Source organism: Bradyrhizobium huanghuaihaiense (assembly GCF_025200885.1).
Lineage (GTDB): Bacteria > Pseudomonadota > Alphaproteobacteria > Rhizobiales > Xanthobacteraceae > Bradyrhizobium > Bradyrhizobium huanghuaihaiense.
Genome location: NZ_CP104172.1, coordinates 4,727,530 through 4,741,517, shown reverse-complemented (window position 1 = coordinate 4,741,517; position 13,988 = coordinate 4,727,530). Strand labels below are relative to the sequence as shown.

Below are 13,988 nucleotides of genomic sequence, written 5' to 3'. Positions count from 1 at the left end.
CTGATCACGCAACAGCTGCCGCGCAATTTAGTTTGGCCGCCTTAATGCGGCGTCAACGGAGCCGGCGAAACTGTGCTCAGCCCGGCCCGGAGCGGTCGCGAAATGCCTCGACCATCAGGGGGTTAAGCCCGAGCTCGCTGAGCGCCTCGCGGGCGCGGGCATTGTCCAGGGCCCGCCCTGCCAGCCGGTGGCCGGAGAGGCGGTCGGGCAGCGCGGTGAGCAGGGCGCCCTGGCCGAGCCGGCGCGCCCATTCCTGGAGGTCGTTGGAGAGGAAGCGGTACCCGCCGACAGCCATGATGCCGGAGGGGGGTGCGGTGATACAGATCGCGCCGCTCGCCCGGTCGAGCCGCGCCGCATAGCCGGTATCGACATAATCGCGCGGCGGCTGCGCGATCAGCGTCTCGCCGACCGGTTGCGGCGGGGCATAGGCCGCGATCGGCACCATCGCCCCGCGCAGGCCGAGCGTGCCCTTCGGCGTCAGCAGGATCTCTCCGGCGATGGAGGAGCCGGCCTGCTCGCGCGGCGCGCCGTGCGGCCCGGGCATCACCGGCACCGGCATGCCGTCCTCGCCGCGGCGGGCGCCGAACAGTCCGGCCTCGCCGAACAGGTAGACGTCGGTGAGCGGCGCATGCGGCGCGATCCAGGCATCGCTCGCCGCCACCTGCTCCGGAGCGCGCCACAGGCCGACGACGTTGCGTAACGTCGGCATTCGTGCCGCGAGGTCGGCATCGCCCAGCCGCAGCGCGAGCTGCGCCGGCGCGATCAGCACCTCGCATTCGTGCTCGTTGATCTGCTGCTCCAGCACATCGTTCTCGAACGGATGATGCAGCGCCAGCGTGCCGCCCGACAGCAGCCACACCGCCAGCGAAGAGGCGAGGCCCGCAAACGACATCGGCGTGAACGCCGCCATCACGGTTGCGCCCTGCTTGATGTCGGCTTCGAGCGACATCGCGAGAGCGCCGGCGATCAGGCTGAAATGCGGCCGCGGCACCGGGCGAAAGCCCTCCGCCGTGACGTCGAAGGAGATCATCGCCGCCTTGCGGCCGTCCTGGATCACGGCGCGCGAGGTGCCGGGCGGTCGGGCCAGGACGTCGTCGAGCGAGGCCATGCCTTCGGGCAGGTCGCGTCCGAAGCCGTAGACATGACGGATCGAGAACGCCTCGGCGGCGGCGTGCATCGCGAGGTCGGCATAGCCGACGCCGTCGACCGTGCTCATGGTGACGATGGCGCGCGCCGCGGTGCGGTTGAGCGCCGCGGTCAGCTCCGCATGCCGCCACAGCAGCGGCAGCACGGCAACGACGAGGCCGGCGCGATGGGCGGCGAGCACGGTGAGCACGAACTCGACCGTGTTGGGCAACTGGATCGCGATGACGGAATTGGCCGGCAGGCCCGATTCGACGAAATGGGCCGACAATGCCTCGATGGCGGTGTCGGCCTCGGTGTAGGTCATCCGCCGCGGCTGATGTCCGGTGATGCGCGCCTTGTTGAGGGGATCGAGCAGAGCGGTGGCGTGCGGCTGCCGCATCAGCGTGCGCTGAAACAGCGTGTCGAGCGTCGGCGATACGGCTGGCTGGTTCACGGCGTTACTTCGTTTGCGTCGCTTGAGGCTCACCCTTGGACCACCACGTCTCCGGCAGGTAGCCGGACAGCGCGGTGGCCTTTGGCCGTTCTATCCGATTCCAGCGCGCGATCCATTGCTCGGATACGTTAAACAGCGGGATTGTGTAGCAGCCCGCGATCAGGGCGCGGTCGAGCGCGCGCACCGCCGAGACGAATTCCGTATGTTCACGGGCCTCCAGCAGGGCGCCGATCATGGCGTCGACGGCGGGATCCCTGGCGCCCATGTAGTTGCGGGTGCCCGGATTGTCGGCGGCAGCGCTGCCCCAATAGAAATACTGCTCGTTGCCGGGCGACAGCGACTGGTCCCAGCGGTTCTGGATCATGTCGAACTCGTAAGCGAGCCGGCGCTGGTCGAATTGCACGGGATCGACCGCGCGCACGCTGGCCTCGATGCCCGCGCGCCTGAGGTCGCGCTGGAAGGCGAGCGCGATGCGCTCCTGGTCGCGGGTCGTGACCATGACCTCGAAGGTGAAGGGCGCCCTGGTCGTGCGGTTGCGCAGCACCGTGCCGTCGAGATCGTAGCCGGCTTCCGACAACAGTTTCAGCGCGGCGCGCAGCGTGGTGCGATCGCGGCCCGAACCATCGGTCACGGGCAGGCGGTAGCTGCCGTCCATGATGTCGGGCGGGATCTGCGCGGCGAACGGTTTGAGCAGTTCGCGCTCGCGCGCATCCGCAGGCCTGCCATAGGCCGACAGCTCCGAGCCGGCGAAATAGCCGGCGACGCGCGAGTAGAGGCCAAAGAAGTAGTTGCGGTTGACCAGCTCGAAATCGAACAGCAGCGTCAGGGCCCGGCGCACGCGGATGTCGGCAAAGATCGGACGGCGGGTGTTGAAGACCAGGAATTCGGAAGGCTGCGGCACGCCGGGCTTGACGGTGTCGCGGATCACCTCGCCGCTTCTGGCGGCCGGAAAGTCGTAGCCGTCGTGCCAGCGCAGCGGCTCGTTCTCGACGCGGAAATCGTAGAGGCCGCGCTTGAAAGCCTCGAACTGTCCGTTGGCCTCGCGGAAATAATCGAGCCTGATCTCGTCGAAATTGTAGAGCCCGCGATTGATGGCGAGGTCGCGGCCCCAATAATCCGGATTGCGCGTGAGCGTCACGCTGGCGCCGGGTTTCACCGCCGTGACGCGGTAGGGGCCGGAGCCAACCGGCCCCGTTAGCGTCGTCTCCTCGAAGGTCGCGACATCGACCGCATGCTTCGGCAGGATCGGCATCAGGCCGAGGATCAGCGGCAGCTCCCGGTCATTGGCCCCGGTGAGATCGAAGCGGACGGTGAGGGGATCGGTTGCCTCAGCCTTGGTGGCCTTGGCGTAGTATTGCCGCAGGTTCGGGCGGCCGCGGTCGCGCAGCAGCTGCCAGGAGAACAGCACGTCCTCGGCCGTTACCGGCTTGCCGTCGGAGAATCGGGCGCGGGGATCGAGGCGGAACGTCACGAAGGTCCGGTCGTCGTCAGTCTCGACGGTCCTGGCGAGCAGGCCGTAGAGCGTGAACGGCTCGTCCTGGCCGCGCGCAAGCAGGCTCTCGACGACGTAGCTACGCATCTGATGCACGGGCAATCCCTTCACGATGAAGGGATTGAGACTGTCGAAGGTTCCGAGAATGCCCCAAGTCAGCCGGCCGCCCTTGCGGGCATCGGGATTGGCGTAGGGCATATGGGTGAAATCGGCGGACATCGCCGGCTTGCCGTGCATGGCGATGGCATGGGCCTCCTCGGCCCGTACGGCGCCCGCCGACAGGCCCCAAGTGAGCGCCGAACTGAGCGCAAGGGCAAGGATGCAGAGGCGGAGACCGGGGCCCTCGAAGAGGCGCTGGAACATGAACATCGGCACACGTTGATTCGAGGACCGGCAGGCCTGAATCCTATCACAGGGAATTTCACTGGGCGCAGCTGCGGATGTGGCCAAAGACGCTTGTCGGCATTGATCTTTTCGTCGGCCACGCTAAGAAGGCACCCAATCGCGCAAGAGCGCCGAGCCCGTCACGTATCCGCCTCATTTGACGGGGAGAGAGCCGCGCCCAAAGCGGCTTGTTCGGTGCTTCGGAGCGGTTCGGGCGCTTCCCGTTCAGAAAGGGTTTTCTGCAATGAATTTCTGTTATTTGGCCGCGTCCGTCCGGCCGCGCGGGCGACTTCTCGCCTTGTTGACGGCGACGGCATTGGTCGTCCCGTTTGCCGCCGAAGCCCAGACCCCGGCGCCGGCTCCCGGTGCGCCCGCCGCGCCCAAGGCGGCTCCGGCGGCTCCTAAGGCCGCTCCGAAGGCTGCCCCCAAGGCTCCGGCCCCAGCGGCCCAGGCGCCCGCCCAAGCTCCTGCCCAGGGCGCTCCGGCGCAGCAGGGCGCAGCCCAGCCCGCGGACCAGCAGATCCAGCTGATCTACGCCCCCTGGACCAAGTTCTGCCTCAAGGGCCAGGACGCCAACGCCAAGCAGGTCTGCTTCACCGGCAAGGACGGCCGCATCGAATCGGGCCAGCCGGTCATCGCCGCCGTGATCATCGAGCCGGAAGGCGAGCCCAAGAAGATCCTGCGCGTGACGCTGCCGCTCGGCATGCAGCTGGTCCACGGCACCCGGATCATCGTGGACAGCAACGCACCGCTGCAGCAGCCCTATGTGATCTGCTTCCAGAACGGCTGCATGTCCGATTACGAGGCCACGCCCGAGCTCATCGCCAGCATGAAGAAGGGCCAGAATCTGGTTGTCCAGGCGATCAACGCCAACGGCGCGCCGCTGACCCTGCCGCTGCCGCTCGCCGGCGAATTCCAGAAGGCCTATGACGGTCCGCCGACCGATCCGAAGGTGTTCGAGGAAACCCAGAAGAAGCTCCAGGAAGAGCTTCAGAAGAAGGCTGACGAGCAGCGCAAGAAGCTCGAGCAGCAGGGTGGCGCGCCCGGCGCTCCTCCGACCGCCCAGAAGTAATTGGGATCAAATCCCGGACATGAAAAAGGCGCTCATTCGAGCGCCTTTTTTGCTGGCCCGCCGTGTCCGGGCGAGGATCAGTTCAGCGACGGATTGCGCGGGCGGTAGCCGCCGGTCTTGTCCTTGATGAAGATCTCGGCGACCTGGGAATGCCGGACCGGCTCGCCGGAATCGTCCGGCAGCAGGTTCTGCTCGGAGACATAGGCGACGTATTCCGACTCCGCGTTCTCCGCGAGCAGGTGGTAGAACGGCTGGTCCTTGTGGGGCCGCACCTCCTCGGGAATCGACAGCCACCACTCCTCGGTGTTGTTGAATTCCGGATCGATGTCGAAGATCACGCCCCGGAACGAGAAGATCCGGTGGCGGACGACCTGTCCGATCTGGAATTTGGCGGTCCTCGCTTTAATCATTCCCCGTCGATAGACCAGGATTGTGGCCGATGCTAGTGGCCTTAGCGGGAATTAACCTTCGCGTAAGGGGCGGATAGCCCCCAAGTCCTCAGAAAACACTTCATCAATGGTCGATATCCTCAACCTGGCTCTACCTTATTTCGGCCTGATCTTCGTTGGTTTCGCCTGCGGCAAGGTCAAGGCCTTGCCGGAATCGGGCCTCGCCTGGATGAACTTCTTCCTGCTCTACGTGTCGCTGCCGGCGCTGCTGTTCGCGATCATGTCGAAGACGCCGTTTGCGGAGCTGAACAACCCGCCGTTCCTGATCGCGACCACGCTGTCGACGGTGGCCGCGTTCACGCTCGCGCTGGTCGTCGGCAAGGTGCTGGGACGCCTGACATTGCGCGAGGCGACGCTTGCTGGTCTCTCCGGCGGCTACGGCAACATCGGCTACATGGGACCGGGGCTGGCGCTCGCGGTGCTCGGGACAAAGGCCGCGGCGCCGACCGCGCTGATCTTCTGCTGCGACAGCATCTTCCTGTTCACGATCGTGCCGCTCCTGATCGAGCTCTCCGACCGCGACCATCCCTCCATCGTGCACGCGTTCGGCGTGGTGCTGAAGCAGATCGTGCTCAACCCGCTGATCATGTCGGCCTGCTTCGGCGCGGCGGTGGCGGCGCTCCACATCGAGCTGCCGGTCGCGCTCGACCGCACCATCACCTTCCTCCAGAACGCAGCCGCGCCGACTGCGCTGTTCGTGCTCGGCGTGACCGTGGCGCTCCGCCCGTTCGACCGCGTGCCGTGGGAGGTGCCCGGCGTGATTGCGGTCAAGCTCCTGATTCATCCGCTCGCGGCGTTCGGCCTGATGCTGGCGTTCGGCCCGTTCGCGCAGCCCTGGGCCGCGACCGCTGTGCTGATGGCCTCGCTGCCGCCGGCACTGAACGTGTTCGTCATCGCACGGCAGAACGATGCCTGGATCGAATCCGCCTCCGTTGCCGTGCTGCTCGGGACGTTTGCGTCGGTGGTCACGCTCACCAGCGTGATGTGGGCGATCCAGACGGGACGGCTGGCGTTTCCGTGAGCGCGTGCGCAGCGCGATGGGATTGAGGTTCGTCGTTTGCCGCTCGGCAGGTGCGCTCCCTCTCCCACTTGCGGGGGAGGGTTGGGGAGGGGGTGTCTCCGCGTCGGGACTGTCAGAGGTCTGCCGAGGAAATCTCTGGGAGGAGAGAGCCCCCACCCGGCGCTACGCGCCGACCTCCCCGCAAGCGGGAGAGGTTGCACCGTGCCTGCGGCCAATCCCTCAATTCAAAAATTTTGGCTTCGTAGAGCTACCTTCGCCAGGTCGGCGTCAGACCTTCGCGCATGGCGAAACGCCGGAGCGGGCCGATGGCGCCGAGCAGGTGCATGCCGACGGCGCGGACCGGCTGGAGCGGCAGGAAATCGTTGAGCAGGGAACGGTTGGCGATGTCGATCGCAAAGGTCCGGCTCAGGATGTCGGGCCGCCGGGCGCGATCATAGCGCTTGAGCACGTCGTCCGCGCCGGGATCCTGGCCCGCCGCGAGCGCTTCGCCCGCAAGCCGCGCAATGTCGGCGGCATCGCGCAGGCCGAGATTGAGGCCTTGGGCGCCGATCGGCGGGACCACATGGGCGGCTTCCCCGACCAGCGCGATGCGGTCGCGGCCGAAGGATCTTGGACGCTCGATCGCCAGCGGAAACAGGTTGCGGCCGGGCTCGACCGTCATGCGTCCCAGGATCGAATGCGACTGCTTCTCGATCGCGGCGGACAGCTCCTCGTCGCTCAGGCCGCGCAACCGCGCGGCGTCCGCGGGCGCCGAGACCCAGACGATGCTGGAGCGGTCGCCGGGCAGGGGCACGAACACGCAGGGCCCGTGCGGCGTGTGGAACTCGGTCGAGACGTTGCGATGCGGCCGCGCGTGGCTGACGTTGAAGGTCAGCGCGGTCTGCGTCAGCTCGCGCTTCGTCACTGCGATGCCGGCGGCCTCCCGGCACAGCGAATGCCGGCCGTCGGCGCCGACCACGAGCCGGGCCGAGAGGAATTGCGCGGAGGCCGTGCGGATCGCGATATCGTCGGCTTCGATGACGACGCTCTCGGCCTCGTCGTCGAAACGGACGATCCCGGGCAGCTCGGCCGCGCGCTCTTCCAGCGCCAGCATCAGCGAGCGGTTGTCGATGTTGTAGCCGAAGGCGTCGAGCTCGATTTCGTGACAGGAGAAACGGACCTCGGGGCTGCGGAACAGCCGGCCGGTGTCGTCGACGAGCCGCATCACCTCGAGCGCGGCCGCCTTGTCCCTGCAGCGCTGCCAGACATCGAGGCTCTCCAGGAGATCGACGGAGGCCCCCAGCAGCGCGGTGGTGCGATTGTCGGCATAGGGCAGGCGCCGTGCCACCAGCGCGGTCCGTGCTCCGGCCTGCGCCAGCGCAATGGCCGCGCTAAGGCCGGCCGGTCCGCCGCCGATCACGGCTGCGTCAAAAAGTGTCGATGCGTCTGTCATGGAACGACAAATGACACGCCCCGCGGCAAATTCAAGCCCACCTATTTTTCCTAGGTTTTATGGCGAATTGTGTGGTCGGGCGCCGCAATGGCTTATGTGCAAATCGGCCCCATTCTGATAGCAGAAGCCATGGACAGCCGAGAGGATTCCCTGAAGCCGACACCCGCGATCCGTGCCGCGGCGTTCTCGGTGCATATCTTCACCGCCTTCGGTGCGGCGCTCGCGCTGCTCGCGATGCTGGAGGCCGTGCGCGAGCACTGGGCGGCGATGTTTCAATGGCTCGGCGTCGCGCTGATCATCGACGCGATCGACGGTCCGATCGCGCGCCGGCTCGACGTCAAGAACGTGCAGCCGAACTGGTCGGGCGACGTGCTCGATCTCGTGGTCGACTTCGTCACCTATGTGTTCGTGCCGGCCTATGCGATCGTGGCGAGCGGGCTGTTGCTGCCGGTCGCAGCGCCCTTGCTCGGCGTCGCCATCATCGTCACCAGCGCATTATATTTCGCCGATCTGCGCATGAAGGCCGACGACAATCACTTTCGCGGCTTCCCGGCGCTATGGAATGCGGCGGCGTTCTATCTGTTCCTGCTGCACTGGTCGCCACTGTGGTCCACGCTGCTGGTCACGGCCCTGGTGGTGCTGACCTTCGTGCCGTTCCATGTGCTGCATCCGGTCCGCGTCGTGCGGCTGCGCTGGCTGACGATGTCGCTGATCGGGCTCTGGGCGGTGCTGTCCCTCTACACGCTGGAGATGGATTTTCACGTCGGTATCGGCGTGACCGCCGCGTTGTGCGCGATCGCGCTCTGGATCAGCTTCAGCGACGCGTTGATCCGCTTCGCAAGATCCTTCGCATGATGCATCTGATCACCAGCCCCGAGGCGTGGGCCGCGCTGCTCACCCTGACCTCGCTCGAGATCGTGCTCGGCATCGACAACGTCATCTTCCTGTCGGTGATCGTCTCGCGCATCCCGGAGCAGCAGGCGAACCGCGCCCGCCAGATCGGGCTCGCGCTGGCGCTGATCTTCCGCATCATCCTGCTCAGCGTGCTGGTCTGGCTGATCGGCCTGACCGCGCCGGTGTTCTCGTTTGCAGCTAACGACTTCTCCTGGCGCGACCTGATCCTGATCGGCGGCGGCCTGTTCCTGATCGCGAAGGCGACGCACGAGATTCACGCCGAGGTCGAGGCCGATGACGACGAGGGCGATGAGCAATCCGGCGGCAGCGCCTTCTTCTGGGTGATCGTCCAGATCGTGATCATCGACATCGTGTTCTCGCTGGACTCGATCATCACCGCGATCGGCATGGCACAGGACATCGAGATCATGATCGCGGCCGTCGTGATCGCCTGCCTGATCATGTACATTTCGTCCGGGCCGGTGTCGCGATTCGTCGCCGAGCATCCGACCACGAAGATGCTGGCGCTGGCCTTCCTGGTGCTGATCGGCGTCGCGCTGGTCGCGGACGGATTCAAATTTCACATCCCGCGCGGCTACATCTATTTCGCAATTGCGTTCTCGGCGGCGGTCGAATTCTTCAACGTGCTGGCCAAGCGCAACCGCAGGAAGGCGCGCAGGGCGTCGGTCTAGCCGTTCCCGTGGGCGTTGAGTTGACAAGGCCGGCGCGATGCCTTTCGCTCAGCCTTGGAGAAGAGGAGGTCAGGCGATGACCAAAGCCGTCCGGGTGCACAAGGTCGGGGGTCCCGAAGCCCTGGTCTATGAGAGCGTCGAGGTGCCGGCGCCTGCTGCCGGCGAGGTGCGCATCCGCCAGCACGCGGTGGGCCTCAACTTCATCGACGTCTATTATCGCACTGGCCTCTACAAGGCGCCCGGGCTGCCCTTCATCGCCGGCAACGAGGCCTCGGGCGAGGTGGTTGCGGTCGGGCCGGGCGTCACGCATTTCCATCCCGGCGACCGCGTCGCCTATTACCACAACCTGGGTGCCTATACCGGCGAGCGCAACCTCCCCTGGGAGAAGCTGGTCAAGCTGCCCGATCACATCACCCACGAGCAGGGCGCCGTGCTGATGCTGAAGGGGCTGACGGTGTGGTATCTCCTGCACAAGACCTTCAAGGTCGAGCCGCACCACCGCGTGCTGATCCACGCCGCCGCCGGCGGTATCGGCCTCTTGGCCTGCCAATGGGCGAGGGCGCTCGGCGCCCATGTCATCGGCACCGTCGGCTCCCGCGAGAAGGCCGAGCTTGCCGAGGCCAATGGCTGCGACCACGTCATCCTCTACAACGAGGAAGACTTCGTCGCCCGCGTCAAGCAGATCAGCCGCAACGAGGGCTGCGACGTCGTCTATGACGGCGTCGGCAAGGCGACCTTCCCGGGCTCGCTGTCCTGCCTGAAGCCGCGCGGCATGTTCGTCTCCTTCGGCAATGCCTCCGGTCCCGTGCCGCCGTTCTCGATCGCCGAGCTCAACAATCACGGCTCGCTGTTCGCGACGCGGCCGAAGCTCAACGACTATATCGGCACGCGCAAGGAACTGCTGGAAGGCGCCGACACGCTGTTCGCCGCCGTCATCAACGGCAAGCTGCACGTGCCGATCAACCATGCCTACGCGCTGAAAGATGCCGCGAAGGCGCACATCGATCTCGAAAGCCGCAAGACCACGGGCGCGTCGATTTTGAAGCCGTAGGTCTTTCGGCATCGACGGTTTCGTAGGGTGGGCAAAGGCGCGGAGCGCCGTGCCCACCATTCTTCATTGCGGTGAGAAATGGTGGGCACGCTTCGCTTTGCCCACCCTACGCGACGCGCCGTGCCGCCCCAGCTTTCGTCAAGATCCCGTCGAGACAATCGATCATCTCGGCGATCTCTCCCTTCGTGACATTCAGCGCCGGCATGAAGCGCAGCGTATCCACCTGCGGCGCGTTCAGCAGCACGCCGGCCTCGAATGCCTGCGCGACGATCCCTGGCGCGATCGGCAGCTTGAGGTCGAGCGCCAGCAGCAGGCCGCGTCCCCGCACGCCGCCGAGGCCGTGCCGGGCCGAGACCTTCTGCAGCTCGCTTTCGAGCAGGAGGCCGGTCTCGGTGACCGACTTCAGGAAGTCGGGTTTAGAGACTTCCTCCAGCACCGCGAGCCCCGCCGCGCACATGATCGGGTTGCCGTTGAACGTGCCGCCCTGGTCGCCATGCTCGAAGCACGAGGCGCGCTCGGTCGCGAGCAGGGCCGCGAGCGGCACGCCGCCGCCGATGCCCTTGCCGAGCGTCATGATATCAGGAGCGATGCCGGCGTGCTCATAGTGGAAGAGCTTTCCGGTCCGGCCCATGCCGGTCTGGATCTCGTCGAAAATGAGCAGCAGGCCGTGCGCCTCGGTCAGCGCGCGCAGCTCCCGCAGGAACGCATCGGTCGCCGGCCACACACCTGATTCACCCTGGATCGGCTCGAGCATCACGGCGACGGTGTTGGCGTTGATCAGCTTCTCGACCGAGGCGATGTCGTTCAGCTTCGCCTTCTTGAAGCCCGATACCTTCGGCTCGAACAGCGGCTCGAACGCCTTCTTGCCCGAGGCCGACATCGTTGCCAGCGTCCGGCCGTGGAAGCCGCCTTCGAAGCTGATGATCTCGAACGCGCCGTTCCTGTGCAGGCTGCCATATTTGCGCGCGAGCTTGATCGCACCCTCATTGGCTTCCGCGCCGGAATTGGCGAAGAACACCTGGTCGAACGCGCTGTTCTCGACCAGCGCCTGCGCCAGCTTGAGGCTCGGCTCGTTGTAGAACGCCGGACTCGGCGTCAGCAGCCGCTTGGCTTGCGCGGCGAGCGCGTCGGCGATCGCCGGCGGGGAGTGACCGAGGCAGTTGACGGCCCAGCCCTGCACGAAATCGAGATAGCGCTTGCGGCCGTCGTCCCAGAGGTAGGAGCCGGCGCCGCGGACGAACACGGCCTTGGGCCGTGCGGTGATGTCCATCAGCGCGTCATACGGATGGGTGGCGGTGGTCATGTCGAACTCCTCTGGAGGCAGGTGGAAAAAGGCGCGCGAAAAGCAAGAAGGCCGCACTTTGCGGGTGCGGCCTTCTCGAAAACTGTGCTGAATTCAGGTGTTCAGCGGCGTCGTCGGACATGGCGCAACCCATCATCGTCGCGGGTGCGACGACGGAAAGCTGCGCGGCGGTGGGTCCGAGAGTTGATCATGGGGCGCGTCCCTACAGCCGAATGCCAGGACTTGTCAAGCGGGGCGTTTTGCAAGATTCCCGCCCGGCGTGCATCGGCGATGACGAGTTCTTCACTCTACGCCGTATCGGGCGAACACATCGGCAATGCCGGCGTTGATCGCTTTCGCCGCTGCGATGTCGCGCTCGGCGCCCTCATTGTCGCCCTTCTTCCGCTTCGCAAGTCCGCGGCCGTAGAGTGAGCTGTCGAACTTCGGCCTGGTGCCCAGCGCTGCGTCATAGTCGGCAATCGCCGCGTCGGGATTGCCGAGCTTGAGATAAGTCAGAGCGCGGCTGTCGAGCGTATCGGGGTCGTTGGGCGCCATCCGCAGCGACTGCTCGCAATCGGCCAGTGCCTCGTGCAGACGTCCGAGGATCGCGCGCGTCATGCAGCGCGAATTGAACACGCCGGAATAGATCGGATTGGCCTTGATCGCGCGGTCGTAATCCTCCAGCGCGAGCGCATAATCATGCGTTTCGAAATACATGCTCGCACGCGCATAGGCGTCGAGGTCGTTGTTCGGAGAGAGCTGGAGCGACCTCGCGAAGTCGGCCAACGCGCGGGCACGGTCGCCGCGGTCACGATAGATGCGGGCACGGTTGCCATAGGCCGGGCCGTAATTCGGGTCGAGCTTGATCGACATGTCGAGATCGGCGAGCGCTTGATCGGCCTTGTCGTGCTCGCGATAGGTCGAGCCGCGGTTGTAATAAGCCAGCGCGAATTTCGGATCGAGCTTGATGGCCCGATCGTAATCGGCGATCGCATGCGCGTAATCGTCCTTGCCCGAGTATGAATTGCCGCGGTTGTTGTAATATTGGGGATCACCGGGCTCGAGCCGGATCGCGCTCGTATAGTCGGCGATGGCATGGTCGCGATCGCCGAGATCGTCATAGACAATGCCGCGATTGTACCAGGCGATGGCGTCCTTGGGATCGAGATCGATGGCGCGGTTGAGGTCGGCCACAGCGCGCTCCCTGTCCCCCTTGCGCCGGAAGATTTCGCCGCGGTTGGCAAGCGCCCGCGCATGGGATGGGTTGGTTCTCAGCACCGCCGAGCAGCCGGCGAGGCGCTGCTCGTCGCTGATCTTGTCGGTGGCAAAGCACCATTGCCGCGCCTGCGCCGGTGACGGGGATTGGGCAGCGGCGGGAAGCGCGAGCAGGATCAATGCTGTGCCAATCGCGTACAGCCCGCTCCGAATACCAACCTTGTGATTGTTTTTCATCGATCACCGCATAGAAACCATTGAGCCTCTAGCGCGTTTGTGATCAACGGACGCCAATTGGTTCGAACCGAATGCGACTCGGCTCAGACCAAGGGAGACGGGACCAACCAGACAGTTTTCAGCCTTGTCCGATACCCCTTACCCGATTGATCTCGACAGCATTCGCGGCGCGTTTCCGCCGGGAATCGAAGCGCCGCCGCTGCTGGTCGACTTTGCCACCTGGCTCAAGGGGCGCCCCTGGGGCAGCGTCGGCTGCTTCTCCCTGCAGGGCCAGTTCTCCGATTCCGCGCCGATCGTCGACGGCAGTCCGTTGCGCGACAGGTTCTCGCTGTTCATGCGCTTGCCCGACGGCTCGGCTGTCGGCGGCTGGTATGGCGCCGGTCTCGACCGCGACAACCCGCCGATCGTCGGACTGGGATCGGAGGGCGATTACGAGTTGCTCGCACCGAGCCTCGACGGGCTGCTGGCAAAATTGACGTCGCAGCAATTCGACAAGGCCTGGAGCGATCTCAAGCCGCACGAGGAGGTCGAGTGCCAGACGGTCGAGCTCGCGCAATGGCTCGCCGAACGGCCGACCGGCGAGGCGGCTGCGCCGGACGACGGCGCATCCGAGCTGCCCGATTTCCGCGGTTTCGTTGAGAAGTGGAGCCGGGATCGCGAGGACTATTGGGCCAACCATCGCCTGATGGCCGAACTCGGCTGGCGGCTTGCCGCCCATCTGCCCAACGGCAAGAATCCCTGGGACAAGACGCGTTTCGAGATCGCGATCGTCGGGACCCAATACCAGGCCCGCGTGCTGACGCGCGGACCGCAGCCGTTCGAGGAAGCAGGCTCGATCGAATCCCTGCTGCGCGATCTGCGCGAGGGGATGCGCCGCGCGCAGCCCGAGCTTGGCTTGTGGTACGTGATGAATTTCGGACTCTATGCCGATGGCCGCATCATGCCGAGCTTCGAATACGATCTGCGCCCGACCATCGACGGCGAGCCGGCGAAGCTGTCCGAGGCGAAAGCCGATCTCGCCCGCGCCCCACGCCCGGAGCGCTGGGTGCCGAAATGGCTGGCGGCATCCTGAAGCTCGGAATCCCGTGATGCTGCCGCCCGCCCGGCGCGCCGAAACCACTGCTGTCGTGCCAACTTGACTTCGCGGGAACGGCACCTTCGATCCCCCTTGACTTAGAGCGCGCTCGA

12 protein-coding genes are annotated in these 13,988 nt (G+C 65.8%); 6 read left to right on the top strand and 6 right to left on the bottom strand.

The window, feature by feature from the left end:
* Positions 1-76 precede the first annotated feature (76 nt).
* On the bottom strand, positions 77-1,579 hold the full coding sequence (locus N2603_RS22615; protein ID WP_026311849.1) for a class I adenylate-forming enzyme family protein: 1,503 nt from the start codon (positions 1,577-1,579) through the stop codon (positions 77-79).
* 4 nt (positions 1,580-1,583) lie between these two features.
* Positions 1,584-3,440, bottom strand: coding sequence for an extracellular solute-binding protein (locus N2603_RS22610; RefSeq protein ID WP_260424235.1), 1,857 nt, complete (start codon positions 3,438-3,440; stop codon positions 1,584-1,586).
* Between the two features lie 259 nt (positions 3,441-3,699).
* Here N2603_RS22610 and N2603_RS22605 point away from each other — a divergent pair, with 259 nt between their 5' ends.
* A complete protein-coding gene (locus N2603_RS22605) occupies positions 3,700-4,527 on the top strand; it encodes an invasion associated locus B family protein (protein WP_260424090.1) in 828 nt (275 codons plus the stop codon).
* Positions 4,528-4,604: 77 nt separating this feature from the next.
* Here the strand turns inward: N2603_RS22605 and hspQ are convergent, their stop codons facing one another.
* A complete protein-coding gene (gene hspQ / locus N2603_RS22600; RefSeq protein ID WP_018642057.1) occupies positions 4,605-4,937 on the bottom strand; it encodes a heat shock protein HspQ in 333 nt (110 codons plus the stop codon).
* A 106-nt stretch (positions 4,938-5,043) separates the two neighbouring features.
* Between hspQ and N2603_RS22595 the strand changes: the two genes are divergently transcribed.
* On the top strand, positions 5,044-5,997 hold the full coding sequence (locus tag N2603_RS22595; RefSeq protein WP_260424089.1) for an AEC family transporter: 954 nt from the start codon (positions 5,044-5,046) through the stop codon (positions 5,995-5,997).
* A 247-nt stretch (positions 5,998-6,244) separates the two neighbouring features.
* Here the strand turns inward: N2603_RS22595 and N2603_RS22590 are convergent, their stop codons facing one another.
* Positions 6,245-7,429: a UbiH/UbiF family hydroxylase gene (locus N2603_RS22590; protein WP_260424088.1), complete on the bottom strand. Its 1,185-nt coding sequence runs from the start codon at positions 7,427-7,429 to the stop codon at positions 6,245-6,247.
* A gap of 87 nt (positions 7,430-7,516) precedes the next feature.
* On the opposite strand from N2603_RS22590, the gene pcsA reads away from it, so the two are divergent.
* The 3 genes from pcsA to N2603_RS22575 all read left to right on the top strand — a co-directional run bounded on the left by pcsA (position 7,517) and on the right by N2603_RS22575 (position 10,066).
* On the top strand, positions 7,517-8,284 hold the full coding sequence (gene pcsA, locus N2603_RS22585; protein ID WP_260424087.1) for a phosphatidylcholine synthase: 768 nt from the start codon (positions 7,517-7,519) through the stop codon (positions 8,282-8,284).
* Entirely contained in the window at positions 8,281-9,015 is a 735-nt protein-coding gene (locus tag N2603_RS22580; protein ID WP_018642053.1) for a TerC family protein, read from the top strand. Before pcsA ends, N2603_RS22580 begins: the two co-directional genes overlap by 4 nt.
* A gap of 76 nt (positions 9,016-9,091) precedes the next feature.
* Positions 9,092-10,066: a quinone oxidoreductase family protein gene (locus N2603_RS22575; RefSeq protein ID WP_018642052.1), complete on the top strand. Its 975-nt coding sequence runs from the start codon at positions 9,092-9,094 to the stop codon at positions 10,064-10,066.
* A 106-nt stretch (positions 10,067-10,172) separates the two neighbouring features.
* Here the strand turns inward: N2603_RS22575 and N2603_RS22570 are convergent, their stop codons facing one another.
* The gene (locus N2603_RS22570) at positions 10,173-11,369 is read right to left on the bottom strand and encodes an acetylornithine transaminase (protein ID WP_260424086.1); all 1,197 of its coding nucleotides are present in this window, start codon (positions 11,367-11,369) and stop codon (positions 10,173-10,175) included.
* 282 nt (positions 11,370-11,651) lie between these two features.
* Complete coding sequence (locus N2603_RS22565) at positions 11,652-12,800, bottom strand: tetratricopeptide repeat protein (protein WP_260424085.1); 1,149 nt, start codon at positions 12,798-12,800, stop codon at positions 11,652-11,654.
* Between the two features lie 124 nt (positions 12,801-12,924).
* On the opposite strand from N2603_RS22565, the gene N2603_RS22560 reads away from it, so the two are divergent.
* Complete coding sequence (locus N2603_RS22560; protein WP_260424084.1) at positions 12,925-13,872, top strand: hypothetical protein; 948 nt, start codon at positions 12,925-12,927, stop codon at positions 13,870-13,872.
* Positions 13,873-13,988 lie beyond the last annotated feature (116 nt).